This is a genomic window from Brevibacillus panacihumi W25 (assembly GCF_000503775.1).
Lineage (GTDB): Bacteria > Bacillota > Bacilli > Brevibacillales > Brevibacillaceae > Brevibacillus > Brevibacillus panacihumi_A.
The window spans coordinates 292,262-312,000 of sequence record NZ_KI629786.1 but is presented as its reverse complement, the minus strand read 5'-3'; the positions used below and the strand labels follow the sequence as shown (position 1 = coordinate 312,000).

Below are 19,739 nucleotides of genomic sequence, written 5' to 3'. Positions count from 1 at the left end.
AAGTTCCGAAAAGGAGCGAGGTCTACAGGCCTTTTTAGAGAGATATACCCTTTTTTTGCATGAAAAAAGCCTCAAACCAGTACAGATCAAACGATAGCTGGTAAAAGGCTTATTGGCATACGTATCCGGTTTTTTAGCGTTTTGCTACAGGCAATTCAGTCAGGCATTCTTGGCAAACAATTTTACCTTTAAAATGAGATACTTTATCTGCGTTACCACAGAAAATACATGCTGGCTCGTATTTTTTCAAGATGATACGCTCGCCATCTACGTAAATCTCCAAAGCGTCTTTTTCCGCGATTCCCAGCGTACGGCGCAATTCGATTGGAATCACCACGCGGCCCAGCTCGTCCACTTTACGTACAATACCAGTTGATTTCATCATCGGTTGATCTCCTCCCAAAAGCGATCGATGTTTTGCTATTTTGTGAATACCACTATTAATCGTCAATATTCGACATTTTCAATTGCGTTTATCATACCAGCGATTCCCAAACGTGTCAACATCATTTTGTAATTTTTTTGAAGAGAAAAGCGTTTTTTGAAAATGTAAATATTGATATATCAGCATTTATTGATGGATAAAAAGCTATCTGGAAAATTTTATGGATAAAAATTACTGGGAAAAGAAATTGTAGAGAAAGTCGTATTTTGTCGAATAATATGTATACATTCGACATTTCCTCTGTTTTTTAGGCATGTTCCCCGGTTTTGTCGAATCACGCTATCGCTTAAAAGATAGGCGAGGAGATGTTTACAAAACGGGCCGCTCGTGTAAAATAGATGATAATATCGAGAGCAGACGATGAAGGGAAGAGTAAGCCGACACTCCTTATTGCAGAGAGCCGGGGTAGCTGCAAACCGGCATAAGCGAGCAGGCTGAAGATGGCCCCTGAGTTTCGCGGATGAACAGGCAGGCTTTTTGGCTGCAGTAGTTTGCGACGCATGCCCGCGTTATGGGTGGAGTCAACGATTGACTCCTCAAGTCCGTTCGCCGTGAGGGAACGGAGTATTTGGGTGGTACCGCGAGATCAAGCTCGCCCCAATCTGGGGCGGGCTTTTCTATATTTACATGTCTTTTTGGAGGGGTTTTGTCGCTATGAAACCAACATATTACATTACGACACCGATCTACTATCCGAGCAACAAGCTGCACATCGGGAACGCGTATACTACCATCGCCTGTGATGCGTTAGCCCGCTACAAACGACTGCGCGGATACGATGTCTACTATCTGACAGGGACAGATGAGCACGGGCAAAAGCTGCAGGAGCGTGCAGCTGAAGACGGCAAACAGCCGCTGGAATTCATCGATCCGATCGTAGGCTGGATTCGCGACCTGTGGGACAGACTGGACATTTCCTACGACGACTTCATTCGCACCACCCAACCGCGCCACAAAGAAGTGGTGGAGAAGATCTTCCAGCGCCTGCTCGATCAAGGCGATATTTACCTGGGTGAGTACGAGGGCTATTACTGTGTGCCGGATGAAGCGTTCTGGACCGAAACCCAGTGCAAGACGGACAAGGGCTACATCTGTCCGGACTGCGGACGTGAAGTGAAAAAAGTAAAAGAACAAAACTACTTCTTCCGCATGTCGAAATACCAGGATCGCCTGCTCCAATACATCGAAGAGCATCCAGAGTTCATTCAGCCGGAGAGCCGCCGCAATGAAATGATCAACAACTTCCTGAAGCCTGGTCTGCAGGATCTCTCCGTCTCCCGCAGCACATTTGACTGGGGCATCAAGGTTCCGAGCGATCCGAAGCATGTGATCTACGTCTGGATCGACGCGTTGACCAACTATATTTCCGCACTGGGCTATCTGACGGACGATGACAGCAAGTATCGCCGCTACTGGCCAGCGGACGTGCACATGGTCGGCAAGGACATCCTGCGTTTCCACACCATTTACTGGCCAATCCTGCTGATGGCTCTGGATATTCCGTTGCCGAAGCAAGTGTTTGGACACGGCTGGCTCTTGATGCCGGATGGCAAAATGTCCAAGTCCAAAGGGAATGTGATTGATCCGAAGCTGTTGATCGAGCGTTATGGCTCCGACAGCGTGCGATACTTCCTGCTGCGCGAAATCAATTTTGGACAAGACGGCGTCTTTACACCGGAGTCCTTTGTACAACGTCTGAATTACGATCTCGCCAACGACATCGGCAACCTCTTGAGCCGCACGGCGACGATGATCGAAAAATACTACGACGGAATCGTTCCGGCTCCGCAGGATGCGGGAGAACCAGATGACGACCTGATCAGCCTGGCAGTCAAAACCAAAGCGCTGGTGGAGGGCCACGTCGAGGAAATGCGCTTCAGCAATGCGCTCGCTCACATCTGGGAGCTGGTAGGACGCACCAACAAGTACATTGATGAAACGATGCCGTGGAACCTGGCGAAGTCCGAAGAAACCAAAGGCCGTCTGGCTACCGTCATGTACAATCTAGCCGAGAGCATTCGGATCAGCTCCATTCTCATCCAGCCATTCATGACGAAAGCCCCGGCAAAAATTTGGGATCAGCTCGGGATCTTGGGAAATGCGGAAGCGACAAGCTGGGAGTCCGCAGGTGTATGGGGCGGCTTGCCGGCGGGCAGCACTGTCAGCCGCAAAGAACTGCTCTTCCCGCGTCTGGATGTAGCGGCTGAACTGGCCTTTATCGATGAATCTACGGCAGAAGCACGCCGTCAGGCAGAGGAAAACAAGAAGAAGCAGGAAGCATTGGCAGGAGGGAAAAGCGTGAGCGAAACAAACAATCCAGAGAAAGCGGCTGCAACTGCAGAGAAACCGGCAGATGCCAAAGAGGAAATCGGCATCGATGACTTCGCCAAGGTAGAATTGCGAGTGGCGCAAGTCGTAGAATGTGCTAAACATCCGAACGCTGACAAATTGCTGGTGCTCCAGCTTGATCTCGGCTATGAAAAACGTCAGGTCGTCTCTGGCATCGCCAAGTACTACAGCCCGGAAGAGATGGTGGGCAAAAAAGTGATCCTGGTAGCCAATCTGAAGCCAGTGAAGCTGCGCGGTGAAATGTCGCAGGGAATGATTCTGGCAGCATCTGAGGGAGACCAATTGACGCTGGCAACCGTAGATCCAAGCATGCCGAATGGTGCCATCGTCAAGTAAGCGGTCTGGAAAGGAAGGATCTTGCTTTGTTATTTGAAACACATGCGCATCTGAATGCGAAAGAGTTTGACGAAGACCGGGAAGCAGTGATTGCCCGTGCCAAAGAGAACGGTGTGGATACCATCGTCAACATCGGCTTCAATGCCGAGACGATCCCGACCTGCCTCGAGCTTGCGGACAACTATGATTTTATTTATGCCGTGATCGGCTGGCATCCCCAGGACGCGAAGGACATGACGGACGAACATCTGGAGTGGATTGAGGAGCTGAGCCGCCATCCCAAAGTCGTTGGGCTTGGAGAAATGGGTCTGGATTACCACTGGGATACGTCCCCTCGCGATGTCCAGGCAGAGGTGTTCCGCAAGCAAATCCGCCTCGCCCGCAAGCTGGATAAGCCGATTATCATTCACAATCGCGACGCCCATCAGGATGTCATCTCCATTCTCAAAGAAGAGAAGGCAAGCGAGGTAGGCGGCATCATGCACTGCTTTTCCGGGAGCTGGGAGACGGCGAAGCTCGCGTTGAATATGAATTTTTACATCTCGTTTGGCGGTCCGTTGACGTTCAAAAACGCCAAGCAGCCCAAAGAGGTGGCAGCCAAAGTACCGCTCGATCGCCTGCTGATCGAGACGGACTGCCCCTATTTGACCCCTCATCCGTTCCGCGGAAAGCGAAATGAGAGCGGCTATGTTCGCTATGTTTGCGAGGAAATGGCCAACCTGCACGGGCTTTCCTATGAGGAGATGGCGAAGATTACTTCTGACAATGCCAGAAGGCTGTTCCGTCTCGAATCCTAAAAAAAGATTTGCGCCAAAAAAACCGGGCAATCACGCATCAAATCGTGATTTTCCCGGTTTTTTCTATCAAAAGCGTCAAGAATTCGCCGTTCTACTCTTTTTTTGCTTGGCATACCATGTACAATGTGTCGAACGATTCAGCTTGCATCGACATAGAGACTCGACAGAAAACAGCTTCCATTCGCCAGACTGTTTTTGCTAGTCTGTTACCAGCATCGCTGCAGCCAGGAAGGTGAAATTTGACAAAGCCGAAAAAGTAACATACAATCAAAACCGACCTTCTTCAGTATCGGCCACTTCCAGAATATTAGTGCAATTACATCGACCCTTACCTGGCTAGACGGAGAAAGGCCCTCGGGCTTTTCGAGTAAAAAAGGAGTGTGGGAAATGGAATTAAGCAGGATGTGGGACAGGTATAAGAACAGGGGACTCATCCTCTTCGGCATTCTTGCCCTTGTACTCGTTCCCATGATTGGCTATTTCTCTGCCCAGGCTACCCAGCCAAAAATGGTCACTTTTACGTTAGACGGAGAGAGTCAGACGGTAGGTTCAAAAGCAGATACCGTCGAGCAATTTCTAGCCGAACGAAACATTACGGTAACGGAAAGGGATTCCCTTCAACCAACACCTAAGACAAAACTTACGAGCGGAATGAATATTACTTTAGATACAAGCTGGACGATTCCTGTCCAGGTAGACGGGCAGACAAAAATGATACAGTCACGTAGTCGCTCTGTTGCTGGTGTGTTGAAGGACGGCAACATTGCTCTAGGTGAGTTGGACCGGGTAGAACCGGCGTTGAATACCTCTCTTAGCAAAGGGTCCGCGATTCAAGTGAAGCGTGTTGCGATCGAGATGGTACAAGAGGAAGAACGCGTCACCTTTCAAGAGATCCGCAAGAATGACGCCTCCTTGACAAAGGGGAACACGAAAGTCATTCAGGATGGTCAAGAAGGTAAGGCAATTGCACACTACAAGCTGGTCATGGAAGACGGCAAAGAAGTCTCCCGTGAACTGGTGAAACGAGATGTACTTACAGTAAAAAAAGACAAGGTCGTGGCGGTCGGCACAGCAGTTCCAGAAGCTCCAAATCGTCTGGATGATGAATCGCAGCCTGCCTTGGTCGCATCAGCGGGAATGGTCTCCCGTGGTGGAAAAGTATTTCGGCCGAAGAAAGTACTGAACGGAGTTACCCTGACAGCCTATTCTCCCGCTGGGGGTGGAAAGCCTGTGAATTCGCCTGGCTATGGCCGTACGGCGACGGGTGTAATGGCAAAACCGGGTCACACCATTGCGGTCGATCCAAAGGTGATTCCTTTGGGATGGTGGGTGTATATCGACGGGGTTGGATACCGTCGAGCTGAAGACGTAGGTGGAGCCGTACGCGGCAATAAAATTGACGTGTTTGTGAACACCAATTCAGAGGCAGTCCAGTTTGGGCGCAAGCGGAACCGAACGGTCTATATCATTGGACCGCATAAACCGTAGGCAGGAGCGATAAGCTCCTGTCTTCTGTTTTTGTAAGGGAAGAGATCGATCGTTTGGTGAGGAAACAAAAATCGTGGTAAGCTATTTGATAATAAGACGCAGCCAAGGGAGAAACGTTTCAGTCTTTTTGGGGTTTGCGTCGACCATTTTTCACCGAAAAGTCATGCTGGTGATTTTGCAGGAAAGTAGGAGTAAGTCGATGAAAATCAAGGAACTCATCGTAGTGGAGGGCAGAGACGATACGGCAGCCATCAAGCGGGCTGTCAACGCCGATACGATTGAGACGGGCGGCTCAGCCATAAACGACAGGACCATTGAAAAAATCCGCCTGGCGCAAAAGAAGCGCGGCGTCATTATTTTTACAGATCCCGACTACCCGGGTGAACGCATACGCAAGATTATCAGCCGGGCTGTACCGGGATGCAAGCATGCTTTCATCACACGAGAAGACGGTACGAGAAAAGGGGATATCGGCGTGGAGAATGCCTCACCAGAGGTGATCATCAAAGCCTTGTCCGATGTCCACACCGAGATGGCGGAAACGGCAGGAGAGCTTACCTCTGATGATTTGCTCGCCTGCGGACTGACTTCGGGGCCGGATTCCAAGGAGCGCCGGGTCAAGCTGGGGGAGCGGTTGGGGATTGGATACGCCAATGCCAAGCAGATGCTGCAGCGGCTGAATGCCTTCCAGATCAGCCGTGAAGATTTTGAGGCAGCCATCGAAGCCATCGACAAAGAGGAGGAGCAGGGATGACGCAGACAACCGGGAAGGACATCGCGACGCCTACACGCACCAAGGAGGTCCTGGAAAAGTACGGTTTCTCCTTTAAAAAGAGCCTGGGCCAAAATTTCCTGATCGACACCAATATCCTGCACAATATTATAGAAGCAGCGGATCTGACCAAGGAGAAAGCAGCCATCGAGATTGGACCGGGGATCGGCGCATTGACGGAACAATTGGGACGAGCTGCCGGCAAAGTAATGGCGATCGAGATCGACCAGCGATTGCTGCCGATTTTGTCCGACACGCTGTCACCCTATGAAAATATTGAAGTGGTTCACGGAGACGTCCTTGATCTGGACTTGCATGCTTTGCTCGCTGAAAAGCTATCAGGCTTCGACAAGATTAGCGTGGTGGCAAATCTCCCTTATTACGTGACGACGCCCATCCTGATGAAGCTGTTGGAAGAACGCCTGCCCTTGGAAAATATCGTCGTCATGATTCAAAAGGAAGTAGCAGAGCGTATCGCAGCCAAACCGGGCTCCAAGGAATACGGTTCGCTGAGTGTAGCGGCCCAATTCTATGCCCAGACACAAGTGGCGATGATTGTTCCTGCTAGTGTGTTTATACCGAGACCAAACGTAGATTCTGCTGTCATTTGCTTACAGGTGCGTGAGAAACCGCCTGTCGAAGTGGATGATGTGGACGTGTTTTTTCGGGTGGTCAAAGGCTCGTTCGCCCTGCGCAGAAAGACGCTTTTGAACAACCTCATGAACGGTCTGTTTCCTAAAACGCAAAAAGAAGAAGTAGTACAGATGCTTACAGATATTGGGATCGAGCCGACGCGTCGGGGTGAGACGCTCAGCATGGAGGAGTTTGCCCGTCTGGCGAACGAAAGCATTCGCCGCGGTTTGATTGCGAAATAAATTGGAAAAAGCCCCTGTTTTGGACCATAAACGCCAAAATGGGGGCTTTTATGTATCTTCTGGCAGTTGTGAATACCCTAATGACAAATATCTACGTAAATAGTGAAAAAAAGGCCGTTGACAAAATCTCGGCTGGATTGCTATAATTTTTTATTTCTTTGACAAAATAAGCGTATGCTGTTATAATGGAACCAAGCGAGGTGGATGGAACAATGGCAAGAAATGCGTTGCTTGACATTAAGCGTAGTTTAGACGGACACATCGGTGAACGCATCATGCTGAAGGCAAATGGCGGCCGCCGCAAAACCGTCGAACGAAGTGGCATCCTCGAAGAAACGTACCCATCTGTGTTTGTAGTAAAGCTGGATGATGATCAGCTTTTCGAGCGGGTTTCTTACAGCTATGCCGACATCTTGACAGAAACAGTAGAGTTGACGGTGTGCCGGGATAACGAGCACATTCGCATCACATTTGTACAACAGTAGAGCCCTCGGGTTCTACTGTTTTATTTTTGCCCGTAGCGTACATACTACCAGTGTCAACGAAAGGGAGGTTGGTTATGGGTCGCAGACGAGGCATTATGTCTGAAGAGTTCAAGATGGAGTTAGCCAAAGAGCTGGGATTTTACGATACGGTAAAAGCAGAAGGCTGGGGCGCCATCACGACACGCGACGCAGGTAACCTGGTGAAACGTGCGGTTCAGATTGCCGAGGAAGCACTGGCCAATAAAAACAACACATCAGCTCGTTGACAGGGCCGGGGATTCCCCGGCTTTTTCTTATGGCAGCATTCTTTTGAGGCTGCAAGTGGCAAGGAAGAGAATCCCTATGCTACAATAAGAAAACCTGTAATTCGAGGTTAGTTCAGAGGTTAGCAAAGTTGATTCGTGCTGTATCGTAACGCATGACAGACGGGGTTTATACGTTGCGATATGGTCAAAAACTAGGAATCATAGAACGTAGGCAGAGGTGAACAACGTGCGTATCTCGGTCAAAGCGCCGGCCAAAATCAACTTAACACTCGACGTACTCGCCAAGCGGCCGGATGGTTATCACGAAGTGGAGATGGTGATGACCACCGTAGACTTGGCAGATCGTGTAGACTTGACTCTGCGCGAGGATGGCCTGATTACGCTGGACTGCTCTGCCAGCTTCGTACCTGATGATATTCGCAACCACGCGTACAAGGCGGCAACGCTGTTGAAAGAGCGTTACCAGGTGAGCCAAGGCGTTCATGTATATATCGACAAACAAATCCCTGTAGCAGCCGGCCTGGCAGGCGGAAGCAGCGACGCTGCCGCCACACTGCGCGGGCTGAATCAGCTCTGGGGTTTGCAGTTGACACAAGACGAGTTGGCTGAGCTGGGAGCGCAGATTGGTTCTGATGTCCCTTTTTGCATCTATGGCGGCACAGCGCTGGCCACAGGGCGGGGAGAAAAGATCGAGCATCTCGGGGCCCCAGCGGCCTGCTGGGTGATTCTCGCAAAGCCGCCTGTAGGAGTCTCTACAGCCGATGTATACGGTCAGCTGCGAGCCGCTGAGATTGAAACGCATCCTCCGACTGGGCAGATGCTGCGAGCCATCTCAGAGCAGAACTTTTCGCTGATGTGCAAGTCTCTTGGAAATGTGCTCGAAACGGTAACGCTGGACATGCAGCCGCAGGTACGGCAGATCAAGGATTTGATGATTGCCTCCGGGGCTGATGGCGTGCTGATGTCGGGAAGCGGCCCTACTGTGTTTGCGCTTGTACAAAAGGAGGCGAAGGTGCATCGGATCTACAATGCTCTTCGCGGATTTGTGAAGGATGTATTCGTCGTCCGAATGTTAGGGACACAAGATGGGGAAATGCTTGCATGAACACGTATATAAATGATACATTAGCACCATAATATTCGGTTTTGGAGGAAGAGCCATGAAGAAGTTGCGTAGAAGTGCACGTCTGGTGGATATGACGCAGCACTTGCTTGCCCATCCTCATACGCTGATTCCGCTCACTCTTTTTGCCGAACAGTACGGTGCGGCGAAATCATCCATCAGCGAAGACCTGTCGATCATCAAGGAAGCGTTTGAAGTCCAGGGTGTTGGCTTGTTGAAGACGGTGGCGGGAGCGGCTGGCGGAGTGAAGTACATTCCTCAGATGAAGACGGAGGAAGCGCTTCACTTCATGCGCGTATTGATCGATCAATTGGCCAATCCGGAGCGTCTATTGCCGGGCGGCTATCTGTACATGTCCGATATTCTCGGAAATCCTTCTACGATGGCGCAGATCGGCAAGCTGTTTGCGACTGCGTATGCAGACAAAAACGTGGATGTCGTGATGACCGTCGAGACCAAGGGCATCCCGCTCGCTTATGCGACAGCGACATACCTCAACGTGCCAGTCGTCATCGTACGGCGAGACAACAAAGTGACAGAAGGCTCTGTGGTCAGCATCAACTACGTTTCCGGTTCGAGCAAACGCATCCAGACGATGTCGCTGGCTCGGCGCGGACTGGCTGAACAGTCGCGTGTCCTGATTGTGGACGACTTCATGAAAGCCGGCGGTACGCTGCGCGGAATGATCGATTTGCTGCAGGAATTTCGGGCGACCGTAGTTGGCTGCGGGGTATTGGTGGAGACGACCGCAGATGTTTCGGAGCGTCTGGTGGACGACTACGTCTCGCTTGCCAAGCTGCAGGATGTGGATGTGAAGGGCAAACAGATCGAGATCGAGTTGGGCAGTTTTTTTGATAGGGAACCAACTACAGAAGGGAGTTTTTGATTCATGGCAATCTCTTTTTTATCGACGGATAAAGCGCCTTCAGCAATTGGCCCGTACAGCCAGGCTGCACAGGTAGGTCCATTCCTGTATGCTTCCGGACAAATTCCTCTGCGTGCAGACGGAACGCTGGTAGAAGGAGACATCGTAGCCCAGACGGAACAGGTTCTTGCCAACATCAAGGCGGTACTGGCTGAGGCTGGCGGCAGCTTGAACAACATCGTAAAGACGACGGTGTTCATCAAGGACATGAACGATTTTGCCCCAATGAACGAAATCTACGGCAAGCATTTTGGCGACCACAAGCCAGCGCGTTCCACCGTAGAAGTGGCTCGACTGCCTCGTGATGTAAAGGTAGAAATCGAGTTTGTCGCCTATCTGGCAGAGAAATAGGTCGAAAAGATCATAGAAAAGGCCCGATGCCACTGTGCATAGGGCTGTTTTTTTGCAAAGATTTGCAGACCTGCCTATTATTATATATTTTTTTGAAAAATTTAAATAAAGTTAGCAGGAATATTTACCCAAAGGGTGGAAATACTCCTAAACGTTTTTTATAGATAAAGGGAGTGAACTCGATGGAAGTTACAGACGTTAGACTTCGCCGCGTGAATACGGATGGTAGGATGAAAGCGATTGCGTCCATTACAATTGACCATGAATTTGTGGTTCATGATATCCGTGTCATCGATGGTAACAATGGCATGTTCGTGGCGATGCCAAGCAAGCGTACACCTGATGGTGAATTCCGCGATATTGCCCATCCCATTTCGTCGACCACACGCGAAAAGATTCAAGCTGCTGTATTGAATGAATACGATCGCGTTGGACAAGAAGAAGAGAGCACAATCGAAGCTGGTGCGTAAGAGAACAAACAAGCACCCTGTCACTAGGCAGGGTGCTTCACTGTCTTATCCGGCATAACACTTCTCCAGATCGCGGATGATTTTTTCCTGATCCATGCCTTCTCCGATAAAGACGGCTACCATCTTGGGCCCGAAGTTTTCAAAAGGGAACATCAGCACCTGGTTGTCCGTATGCTGAAACGAGATCAGTTCCTCTTTGCCGTGGAAAAGGACATAGCCTTTTGCCCGATATACGTTTTTCGGAAGATCGTAGAGAAAATCCTCGAATTTTTCGCCGTCCACTTTCCCTGTGAAGTGATAGGCGAAGGTTTCAATACTGTTGTATAGGGAGGGAGAGCTGGTTTTCAACCCGAGAGATTGCTTGATCTTGTCCATCGGAGAGAGGCGCCCGATGCTTTTTTGGACGGCAACTGTCGGTGTCTGCTCTTCCCGGCTTGGCGGAGAGATTCGTTTGACGGAAAAGATGACTTCGAGATCGACTTCGCTTCGTATCGTTTCCAGCAACGGAGCCTGGGAATTCAGCTCCCGAAGTTTGTCCTTCACCTTCGCGAGGATATTGGGTGCAGTCAAATCTGTCTTGTTCACCAGCAACAGGTCGGCATACCGAACCTGATTGCGAATGGTCTTGACCAGAGAGGCGGTCGATTGAAAGCGGGAGTTCAGGTCCAAAAAGCGGGAGGCATCCACTACACTGACGATCCCTTTTAATTGAATCTTGTCGTACAGCTCCGGATGGGTCAGACCGTCGACGACATCGATCGGGTCGGCAACACCGGTTGTTTCTATGAGAATTTTATCTGGTTGAAAGGAGCTGAGGATTTCCTTCAAGCCTTCTGTGAGTTCGCCGCGGATGGAGCAGCAGATGCAGCCATCGAGCATTTTTTTCACGGGAAAGCCGAAGCCCTGGAGCTGTTCTCCGTCTATATCTTCCTCTCCCATTTCGTTCATCAGAATGACGACCTCGCCATCCTTCTCGCGCAAAGAGCCCAGCATGTTTTGCAGGAGTGTTGTTTTTCCACTGCCTAAAAAGCCAGTCAGCAAGTAAATCTGCGTACTCATTTCTTGCCTCCTTTTAGCGAAAACAAATTCTCTTCTCAATATATCACAGTTTTTCCAGAAGATTAAATCTTGTCGGTTGTATGTCAATCCCAAAGGTATATTCAGACAATCGGGGATATCCTGCATCGAGTGTCTTGAAATCCACATATGATTAAGATATAGTCATTGTGGAACTTCTACGATGGAGGGTTGACATGTCTAAGATACATGCCGTGGTCCTGGCTGCCGGTCAGGGGACGCGGATGAAATCGAAACTGCACAAGGTATTGCATCCGGTATGCGGCAAGCCGATGGTTCAGCATGTCGTGGATACGCTGGTTGCCATGCAGGTCGAGGATATCGTAGTCGTCGTAGGCCATGGTGCTGATGCTGTCCGTGCCGAACTGGGCGACGGGATTACGTATGCACTGCAGGAGAAGCAGTTGGGAACGGCACATGCCGTCCAACAGGCAGAGCCATTTTTACTAGATAAAGAAGGCACCACCTTTCTCTTATACGGGGACGTTCCGCTCTTGTCAGCACAGACGCTGACGGCGTTGCGTGCCTATCATGAGGAACAGCAAGCGGCAGCGACTGTGCTGACAGCTGTTCTGAATGATCCGACGGGATACGGACGTATTGTGCGCGATTCGGCAGGTGAAGTATTGCGAATTGTGGAACACAAGGACGCGAGCCTGCAGGAACGGGCGATCAAGGAGATTAATACAGGCATATACTGTTTTGACAACCGCAAATTATGGAACGCCTTGAAAGAAGTGAAAAACGAGAACGCTCAAGGTGAATACTATCTAACAGATTGTGTAAGTATTTTGCGGAATCAGCATGAAAAAGTGGTTGGGTTCGCGGCCGCTGATCCGGATGAAACAATGGGGATCAATGACCGCGTACAATTGGCGGATGCGGAAGCCTATCTTCGCCGCCGAATTGCGTTGGGGCATATGCGCAACGGCGTAACCATCATAGATCCAGCCTCTACCTATATTGAGGCAGATGTCACAATCGGTGCGGATACCATCATCCAGCCGGGCTCCTTTTTACGCGGACGGACAACCATCGGATCGGATTGCGTCATTGGACCTCAAGCGGATTTGACGGATGTTCAGGTAGCCGACCAGGTCAGCATTGCGTATGCGGTTCTGGCAGAGGCAAGTGTGGCAGCGAATAGCACGGTAGGGCCGTTCGCCTATGTGCGTCCAGGCTCGGAGATTGGTCCAGGCGTGAAGATCGGTGATTTCGTGGAACTGAAAAATGCGAAAATCGGGGAAGGCAGCAAAATTCCCCATCTCAGCTATGTCGGAGATGCCGAGATCGGAAAAGGCGTCAACATCGGCTGTGGCACGATTACGGTCAATTATGACGGAGCTGTCAAACACAAGACAGTGGTCCAGGACGGCGCGTTCGTCGGGTGCAACTCCAATCTGGTCGCACCTGTGACCGTGGGAAAAAACGCCTATGTGGCAGCAGGTTCTACCATCAACAAAGATGTACCAGACGATGCCTTGGCTATCGCCCGGGAAAGACAAGTCAATAAATTGGATTATGCCAACAGAATGCCTCGCAAGGGCAAAAAGCAATCATAACGGGAGGTTCTTGAGAAGATCATGGCTAACTACCGCGACCCAAAACTGAAGGTATTTACGTGCAACGCAAACCCGCAACTGGCAAAGGAAATTGCTGAACACATCGGAGTGCCGCTTGGAAATGCGCAAGCTGTTCAATTTAGTGATGGAGAGTGCCAAATTAAATTGAATGAAAGTGTTCGCGGTTGTGACGTATTTGTCATTCAGCCGACATCTGCTCCCGTTAATGAGCATTTGATGGAGCTTTTGGTCATGGTGGATGCATTGAAACGCGCTTCCGCCAAAAGCATCAACGTCGTCATTCCGTACTACGGCTACGCCCGTCAAGATCGCAAAGCTCGTGCGCGCGATCCGATCACGGCGAAACTGGTTGCCAATCTGATTGAGACAGCAGGGGCACAACGTGTGATCACAATGGACCTGCATGCGACTCAAATTCAGGGCTTCTTCGACATCCCGGTTGATCATCTGTTGGGAGTGCCGATTTTGGCGAAGCACTTTGCCGAAAAAGGTCTCGAGGATATCGTTGTGGTATCTCCGGATCACGGCGGTGTTACCCGTGCGCGTAAGCTGGCAGAACGTCTGGAAGCGCCAATCGCCATTATCGACAAACGCCGTCCGGAACCAAACGTGGCAGAAGTCATGAACATCGTAGGGAACATCGAGGGCAAAACGGCTATCATCATTGATGATATTATTGATACAGCTGGAACGATTACACTGGCTGCCAATGCGTTGGTGGAAGCAGGGGCTCGTGAAGTATACGCATGCTGTACGCATCCTGTACTCTCCGGACCTGCAATCGAGCGCATTACCAACTCCAAGATCAAAGAATTGATCGTGACCAACTCGATTCCGCTCAGTGAGGAAAAGCTGACAGATAAAATTACGGTTCTGTCCGTAGCTCCAATCATCGGGGAAGCGATTATTCGCGTCCACGAAGAGCTGTCGGTAAGCAAGCTGTTCGACTAAATCAGCCAAAACCTCCTCTAGGGTAAAGGGGAATGAAATAACCTCCGATGGACAAGCTAGGAAAGGAAACTTTACCTAGCAGCCAGAGGAGGTTTTTTTGTGGAAGCGATAAAGGCTCAGGTGCGTGAACGGGAGTCGGGCAACTACGTCAGGGAACTTCGGCGCAAGGGCTGGGTGCCTGCTGTTGTGTACGGTACGGATGTCAGTAATTTGGCCATCCAGATCGAGGGCAGGGCATTGGATGCTGTCCTGCGCACGCAAGCGACCAACAAGCCTTTTCGGTTGGTGGTAGACGGTCAGGAGCACGATGTGATGGTGTACGAATTGCAGCGTCATCCCTTGGCCGGGAATATCTTGCATGCTGACTTCAAAGCAATCAATATGAATGAAAAAATCCACACGACGGTTCCAGTTCTGATGACAGGTGATCCTGAGCTTGGTGTAGCGACGCTGGTTCGTCATAGTGTAGAGATCAGTTGTCTGCCGGGAAATATCCCCGAATCGTTCACGGTAAACGTAGATGGGCTGAATATTGGTGATGTGGTGCTGGTTCAGGATCTGCAAATTCCGGCAGGCGTAGATGTTGGTCTGGACTCGATGGAAGTGCTGATCAGCATACTGCCAGTCAAAGCAGCTTCGGAGGAATCCTTGGATGCCGCGGAGGATGCGGCCGAAACAGCCGAAGCAGCGGGTTCGACGGAGGAATCGAAAAAAGTGTAGCAAACATGTCCCGGTGTTGCCGTCACCGGGGCTTTTTTTGTACTCCTCCCCCGGATGAGCATGGCTCAAGGCTTGCGAATCAAATGGTTTCAGGTACAATGGGAAAAGAACAAGGGAGGGAATCGGCGTGAAAGTAGTGATCGGCCTCGGGAACCCCGGGAAAAAATATGAGGATACAAGACATAATGCCGGTTTTATGGCCATAGATAAAATTAGCGAGAACTGGGGGATTCCCGTCTCTTCCAATAAGTTTCGTGCCCTTATTGGGGAGGGACGCGCGCAGGGAGAGAAGGTTCTCTTGGTCAAGCCCCAGACCTATATGAACTTGTCCGGGGAATCGATTGCTGAGATCCTGCGCTTTTACAAATTGACGCCGGATGATCTGGTCGTCATTTTTGACGATCTGGATCTGCCTACGGGACAGCTTCGTTTGCGGGAAAAAGGGAGTGCTGGCGGACACAATGGCATTAAATCGATGATTCAGCATCTGGGGACACAGGAGTTTAAGCGGATCAAAGTGGGCATCGGCAGACCAGAACCAGGCCGAAGCGTCAGCGATTACGTGCTGCAGTCATTCCCATCAGGGGAACGCAAGGAAATAGACGAGGCAGTAAGCCGTGCAGCAGATGCAGCCGACATGTGGGTCCGAGAGCCATTTCTCAAAGTGATGAATCACTTCAATGCATTGAAGTAGCCGGCGTACCTAGTATGATTTTCCACTCTCACGACCATACTATCGATAAATGGTGTGGGGGTGGCATATACATGAGCATACGCTACACATGTCGCTGTTGCGGTATGAAGATTGCTGAATTTGCTGAATCGCAGGTGTCGGAAGCGCAGCTCGGTTTAGATTCCTTGACCGATGAAGACCGGGCTCTTATAATATCGAGAGAAGAAAGTGGCGATACGATTGTCCGCATCACGTGTGATTTTTGCCGTGAAGCCTTGAATTGGAACCCGGAGCTTTCCCTGGTCGGAAATCCGCTTCAATAATAGTGGGACAGCGTTGAGATTACGTAGAAGGCTTGAATTGACAAGGCCTTAGCTTGGGGAGCTAAGGCTTCTTTTCGCATGGTTGATCCAGATCCCCATCTCTTGTGATGGTTAGGGAGATTGAAATATGCTGTACGACAGAAGAACTAGAGAGGGGATTAGTGAATGCAAGTCATCATTAACCCGATAAAACAAGACGTCAATGTCGGGACGATTGTGGCTGGTTTGGAACAAGGCTTGAGCGAACAGTTGGTTTCCGGTTTGGCTGGATCAGCTAGACAGGCCTTTATGGTTGCTCTGAAGCAAATGAGCGATCGACCAGTTTGCGTCGTCACGCACAATATGTATCAAGCGCAAAAAGTATATGAAGATTTGATCGAGCTAGTCCCTGCTGATCAAGTGCTGCTGTATCCCGGCAATGAACTGATCGGTTCCGAATTGGCGATTGCCAGCCCCGAGATGCTGGCGCAGCGCATTCACGTATTCAACCGTTTGGCCCAAGGCTTTACGGGTTTTTTGGTTGCGCCTTTTGCCGGTTTGCGCCGCCTGGTAGTGCCGCCCCATGTATGGAAAGCAGCTCAGATCGAGCTGAAAGTGGGCGAGGAGCTGGACATCGAATCGTTCCTCTTGCGCTGTATTGAGCTTGGCTATGAGCGGGTGGACATGGTGGAGCGAAAAGGGGAGTTGAGCGTTCGCGGGGGGATAATTGACCTGTACCCGATCGACTCCGAGTGGCCGGTGCGGATCGAATTGTTCGATGTCGAGATCGATTCCATTCGCATGTTTGACATGGCGACACAACGATCGTTGACCTCTGTACAAAGCTATTTGCTGGGGCCTGCAAAAGAAATGATCGCGTCGACGCCTCTTTTGCAGGAATCAGCTGTCCGATTGGAGCAAAAGCTGGGTGAGACAGTCGCCAAGCTCAAGGATGGCGCTGCCAAGGAAAAGGTCGTAGAACGAATCGGTTCCGATGTCGAGCGGATGGCTCAGGGACAACGTTTTCCCAATCTGTTCGCGTACATCTCCGTCATTTATCCGACACAGGACACTTTGCTCTCGTACATGCCGGCTGATACGCTGTTGATCATGGATGAGCCTACCCGCGTGATCGATACGGCAGCACAGCTGCAGAAAGAGGAGGCGGAATGGCTGACAGGGCGAATCATGCAAGGTGATTACATGGCCAACCTGACGCTGTCCCGCTCATATGATGAATTGCTTTCATCCAAAAAGCGCCAGATGATCCACCTGTCCCTCTTCTTGAGACAATCACCGAAAACACAGCCGCAAAATATTGTGAATCTGACTTGCCGCAGCATGCAAAATTTCCATGGTCAAATGAACGTGCTGAAAACAGAACTGGCACGCTGGAAGAAGTCGCAGGATCAGATTATCTTCGTTGCGGCTGATGCAGAGCGGGCGAAGCGGCTGGAACGCGTTTTGCACGATTACGAGATGGAAGCCGATCTGCTGCTTGATTCCGTGGAAACGGTTCCACCCGGGCGTCCGACCATTATTTTGGGCAACCTGCAATCCGGATTTGAGCTGCCGCTAAACAAGCTGGTCGTCATTACGGAAGGCGAGGTCTTTACGGCAAAACAACGCAAGGCGCGCAAAGTCCAGCAGACGATGAGCAATGCCGAGCGGATCAAAAATTATCTGGAACTGAAGCCCGGCGATTACGTCGTGCACGTAAATCACGGGATCGGGAAGTATCTTGGGATCGAAACCAAGGAAATACTCGGAATTCATAAAGATTACCTGCATATTCAATACGCGGCTGGAGACAGCCTTTTCGTGCCGATCGACCAGATCGATCACGTGCAAAAATACGTGGCGAGCGAAGAAGCTCAGCCCAAAATTTACAGTCTGGGCGGCAATGACTGGAAGCGCGTCAAAAACAAGGTCCAATCCTCTGTCAAAGACATTGCAGAAGATCTGATCAAGCTGTACGCTTCCCGGGAAGCGGCAGTGGGCCATGCCTTTTCTCCAGATACGCTGGAGCAGCGCGAGTTCGAAGCGATGTTTCCGTATCAAGAGACGCCGGACCAGCTGCGCGCGATCAGCGAGGTCAAGGCCGACATGGAACGCAAGCGGCCGATGGATCGTCTTGTATGTGGGGACGTTGGCTACGGAAAGACCGAGGTAGCGATTCGCGCGGCTTTCAAATCCGTCATGGACGGCAAGCAGGTCGCTGTGTTGGTGCCGACGACCATTCTGGCCCAGCAGCATTACGAGACCTTCCGTGAGCGTTTTGCCGACTACCCGATTCGCGTCGAGGTACTGAGCCGTTTCCGCTCGCGCAAGGAACAGAACGCGACACTCAAGGGACTGAAAGAAGGCACGGTCGATGTCGTTATCGGGACACATCGGCTTCTCTCCAAAGATCTGACGTTCCGCGATCTGGGTCTGTTGATTGTGGACGAGGAGCAGCGCTTTGGCGTCAGCCACAAGGAAAAGCTGAAGCAGATGAAGACCAATGTAGACGTCATCACCTTGACGGCTACCCCTATTCCTCGGACCTTGCACATGTCCATGCTGGGCGTGCGAGATCTGTCGGTAATTGAGACGCCGCCGGAAAACCGTTTTCCGGTGCAAACCTACGTCATGGACTACAGCCCGGCCCTCGTCCGTGAGGCGATCGAACGGGAATTAGCTCGCGACGGACAGGTGTTCTTTCTCTACAATCAGGTGCAAGGCATCGAGCAGATGGCCGAGCAGATCTCGATGCTGGTCCCTGATGCGCGAATCGCTGTCGCGCATGGCCAGATGAACGAGAGTGAGCTGGAGGCCGTCATCCTCGATTTTCTCGAAGGAAATTACGACGTGTTGGTGAGTACGACCATCATCGAGACCGGCGTGGACATCCCCAACGTCAATACGCTGATCATCTACAATGCTGACAAAATGGGCTTGTCCCAGTTGTATCAGCTGCGTGGACGGGTTGGCCGTTCCAACCGGATCGCCTATGCGTATTTCACCTATCAGCGCGACAAGGTTCTGACGGAGGTAGCGGAGAAGCGCCTGCAAGCCATCAAAGAGTTTACCGAGCTGGGATCGGGCTTCAAGATCGCCATGCGCGACTTGTCCATCCGTGGAGCGGGTAATTTGCTTGGGGCGGAGCAGCACGGCTTTATCAACTCCGTCGGTTTTGATCTGTACAGCCAGATGCTGAAGGAAGCCATAGACGAGCTGAAGGGCGAAGCCAAACAAGAAATCGTTACGCCAGTCGAGATCAATCTGCAATTGGATGCTTATCTTCCTTCGCTGTATATTACGGACAGCCGTCAAAAAATCGAGATGTACAAAAAATTCGTCGCTGTATCTTCTCTGGAAGATGTGGAGGATCTTTCCGAAGAGCTGCTGGATCGATTTGGCACCATACCGAAGCCAGTGGAGAATCTGTTGACGATATCCCGATTGCGCGTCTATGCCTTGCAGCATCACATCACAGAGATCAGTCAAAAGAATCCGGATGAGATCAAATTGTATCTGCATCCAAGCCAAAATGAGAACATCGACGGCGGAGCTTTGTTCGCGATGACCAGCGGTTGGGGCAGACGGGTAGGTCTGTTCGGTGGACAACAGATCGTGATAACTGTTAAAGTAAAAGGGTTGCAAGAGGATGAAGGCGTTCAATTGGTTGAAAAACTGCTGCGGCAATTTCACCAGGTGCGCAAAGACACTGGTAAGGAAAGCCCAGTCTCGTAAGACTGCGAGCTTGCCG

Annotated in this window: 19 protein-coding genes and 1 other annotated feature; of the genes, 17 read left to right on the top strand and 2 right to left on the bottom strand. The window is 50.8% G+C overall.

Features of this window, described 5'->3' with window-relative positions; translation table 11 throughout:
• Positions 1-133 precede the first annotated feature (133 nt).
• Positions 134-385 (bottom strand): AbrB/MazE/SpoVT family DNA-binding domain-containing protein, encoded by a 252-nt coding sequence (locus T458_RS51140; protein ID WP_023558920.1) that lies wholly within the window; start codon positions 383-385, stop codon positions 134-136.
• Between the two features lie 411 nt (positions 386-796).
• Positions 797-1,048: a binding site (T-box leader), on the top strand.
• A gap of 51 nt (positions 1,049-1,099) precedes the next feature.
• On the opposite strand from T458_RS51140, the gene metG reads away from it, so the two are divergent.
• The 11 genes from metG (at position 1,100) to spoVG (ending at position 10,682) form a co-directional block, all read left to right on the top strand.
• On the top strand, positions 1,100-3,130 hold the full coding sequence (gene metG, locus T458_RS51135) for a methionine--tRNA ligase (RefSeq protein WP_023558919.1): 2,031 nt from the start codon (positions 1,100-1,102) through the stop codon (positions 3,128-3,130).
• A gap of 26 nt (positions 3,131-3,156) precedes the next feature.
• Positions 3,157-3,927 carry a TatD family hydrolase gene (locus T458_RS51130; RefSeq protein WP_023558918.1) on the top strand — a complete coding sequence of 257 codons (771 nt, stop codon included), beginning with the start codon at positions 3,157-3,159 and terminating at the stop codon, positions 3,925-3,927.
• 387 nt (positions 3,928-4,314) lie between these two features.
• Complete coding sequence (locus T458_RS51125; protein ID WP_023558917.1) at positions 4,315-5,415, top strand: 3D domain-containing protein; 1,101 nt, start codon at positions 4,315-4,317, stop codon at positions 5,413-5,415.
• A 199-nt stretch (positions 5,416-5,614) separates the two neighbouring features.
• Positions 5,615-6,169 carry a ribonuclease M5 gene (gene rnmV, locus T458_RS51120; RefSeq protein ID WP_023558916.1) on the top strand — a complete coding sequence of 185 codons (555 nt, stop codon included), beginning with the start codon at positions 5,615-5,617 and terminating at the stop codon, positions 6,167-6,169.
• Complete coding sequence (gene rsmA, locus T458_RS51115) at positions 6,166-7,062, top strand: 16S rRNA (adenine(1518)-N(6)/adenine(1519)-N(6))-dimethyltransferase RsmA (RefSeq protein WP_023558915.1); 897 nt, start codon at positions 6,166-6,168, stop codon at positions 7,060-7,062. Before rnmV ends, rsmA begins: the two co-directional genes overlap by 4 nt.
• A 212-nt stretch (positions 7,063-7,274) precedes the next feature.
• Positions 7,275-7,547, top strand: coding sequence for a biofilm formation stimulator Veg (gene veg, locus T458_RS51110; RefSeq protein ID WP_023558914.1), 273 nt, complete (start codon positions 7,275-7,277; stop codon positions 7,545-7,547).
• 74 nt (positions 7,548-7,621) lie between these two features.
• Positions 7,622-7,813, top strand: a complete 192-nt coding sequence (locus tag T458_RS51105; protein ID WP_023558913.1) for a small, acid-soluble spore protein, alpha/beta type — start codon at positions 7,622-7,624, stop codon at positions 7,811-7,813.
• A 226-nt stretch (positions 7,814-8,039) separates the two neighbouring features.
• Positions 8,040-8,918, top strand: a complete 879-nt coding sequence (gene ispE, locus T458_RS51100; RefSeq protein WP_023558912.1) for a 4-(cytidine 5'-diphospho)-2-C-methyl-D-erythritol kinase — start codon at positions 8,040-8,042, stop codon at positions 8,916-8,918.
• Positions 8,919-8,973: 55 nt separating this feature from the next.
• Complete coding sequence (gene purR, locus T458_RS51095) at positions 8,974-9,822, top strand: pur operon repressor (protein WP_023558911.1); 849 nt, start codon at positions 8,974-8,976, stop codon at positions 9,820-9,822.
• A gap of 3 nt (positions 9,823-9,825) precedes the next feature.
• Positions 9,826-10,212, top strand: a complete 387-nt coding sequence (locus T458_RS51090) for a RidA family protein (RefSeq protein WP_023558910.1) — start codon at positions 9,826-9,828, stop codon at positions 10,210-10,212.
• Positions 10,213-10,394: 182 nt separating this feature from the next.
• Positions 10,395-10,682, top strand: a complete 288-nt coding sequence (gene spoVG / locus T458_RS51085; protein WP_023558909.1) for a septation regulator SpoVG — start codon at positions 10,395-10,397, stop codon at positions 10,680-10,682.
• 45 nt (positions 10,683-10,727) lie between these two features.
• On the opposite strand, the gene T458_RS51080 is transcribed toward spoVG, so the two are convergent.
• Positions 10,728-11,741, bottom strand: coding sequence for a CobW family GTP-binding protein (locus T458_RS51080; RefSeq protein ID WP_023558908.1), 1,014 nt, complete (start codon positions 11,739-11,741; stop codon positions 10,728-10,730).
• 194 nt (positions 11,742-11,935) lie between these two features.
• Here T458_RS51080 and glmU point away from each other — a divergent pair, with 194 nt between their 5' ends.
• From glmU to mfd, 6 genes are all read left to right on the top strand, one after another.
• The gene (gene glmU, locus T458_RS51075) at positions 11,936-13,321 is read left to right on the top strand and encodes a bifunctional UDP-N-acetylglucosamine diphosphorylase/glucosamine-1-phosphate N-acetyltransferase GlmU (protein WP_023558907.1); all 1,386 of its coding nucleotides are present in this window, start codon (positions 11,936-11,938) and stop codon (positions 13,319-13,321) included.
• A gap of 21 nt (positions 13,322-13,342) precedes the next feature.
• Entirely contained in the window at positions 13,343-14,293 is a 951-nt protein-coding gene (locus T458_RS51070) for a ribose-phosphate diphosphokinase (RefSeq protein WP_023558906.1), read from the top strand.
• Positions 14,294-14,392: 99 nt separating this feature from the next.
• Complete coding sequence (locus T458_RS51065) at positions 14,393-15,013, top strand: 50S ribosomal protein L25 (RefSeq protein WP_023558905.1); 621 nt, start codon at positions 14,393-14,395, stop codon at positions 15,011-15,013.
• A gap of 127 nt (positions 15,014-15,140) precedes the next feature.
• Positions 15,141-15,707: an aminoacyl-tRNA hydrolase gene (gene pth / locus T458_RS51060; protein WP_023558904.1), complete on the top strand. Its 567-nt coding sequence runs from the start codon at positions 15,141-15,143 to the stop codon at positions 15,705-15,707.
• Positions 15,708-15,778: 71 nt separating this feature from the next.
• On the top strand, positions 15,779-16,009 hold the full coding sequence (locus T458_RS51055; RefSeq protein WP_023558903.1) for an anti-sigma-F factor Fin: 231 nt from the start codon (positions 15,779-15,781) through the stop codon (positions 16,007-16,009).
• 165 nt (positions 16,010-16,174) lie between these two features.
• Entirely contained in the window at positions 16,175-19,723 is a 3,549-nt protein-coding gene (gene mfd / locus T458_RS51050) for a transcription-repair coupling factor (RefSeq protein WP_023558902.1), read from the top strand.
• The last annotated feature ends 16 nt before the right edge of the window (positions 19,724-19,739 follow it).

Bases quoted from the DNA above. Each gene is read 5' to 3' on its own strand.
- T458_RS51140 (WP_023558920.1), bottom strand. From the start codon at position 385: ATGATGAAATCAACTGGTATTGTACGTAAAGTGGACGAGCTGGGCCGC.
- metG (WP_023558919.1), top strand. From the start codon at position 1,100: ATGAAACCAACATATTACATTACGACACCGATCTACTATCCGAGCAAC.
- T458_RS51125 (WP_023558917.1), top strand. From the start codon at position 4,315: ATGGAATTAAGCAGGATGTGGGACAGGTATAAGAACAGGGGACTCATC.
- rnmV (WP_023558916.1), top strand. From the start codon at position 5,615: ATGAAAATCAAGGAACTCATCGTAGTGGAGGGCAGAGACGATACGGCA.
- rsmA (WP_023558915.1), top strand. From the start codon at position 6,166: ATGACGCAGACAACCGGGAAGGACATCGCGACGCCTACACGCACCAAG.
- veg (WP_023558914.1), top strand. From the start codon at position 7,275: ATGGCAAGAAATGCGTTGCTTGACATTAAGCGTAGTTTAGACGGACAC.
- T458_RS51105 (WP_023558913.1), top strand. From the start codon at position 7,622: ATGGGTCGCAGACGAGGCATTATGTCTGAAGAGTTCAAGATGGAGTTA.
- purR (WP_023558911.1), top strand. From the start codon at position 8,974: ATGAAGAAGTTGCGTAGAAGTGCACGTCTGGTGGATATGACGCAGCAC.
- T458_RS51090 (WP_023558910.1), top strand. From the start codon at position 9,826: ATGGCAATCTCTTTTTTATCGACGGATAAAGCGCCTTCAGCAATTGGC.
- spoVG (WP_023558909.1), top strand. From the start codon at position 10,395: ATGGAAGTTACAGACGTTAGACTTCGCCGCGTGAATACGGATGGTAGG.
- T458_RS51080 (WP_023558908.1), bottom strand. From the start codon at position 11,741: ATGAGTACGCAGATTTACTTGCTGACTGGCTTTTTAGGCAGTGGAAAA.
- glmU (WP_023558907.1), top strand. From the start codon at position 11,936: ATGTCTAAGATACATGCCGTGGTCCTGGCTGCCGGTCAGGGGACGCGG.
- T458_RS51070 (WP_023558906.1), top strand. From the start codon at position 13,343: ATGGCTAACTACCGCGACCCAAAACTGAAGGTATTTACGTGCAACGCA.
- T458_RS51055 (WP_023558903.1), top strand. From the start codon at position 15,779: ATGAGCATACGCTACACATGTCGCTGTTGCGGTATGAAGATTGCTGAA.
- mfd (WP_023558902.1), top strand. From the start codon at position 16,175: ATGCAAGTCATCATTAACCCGATAAAACAAGACGTCAATGTCGGGACG.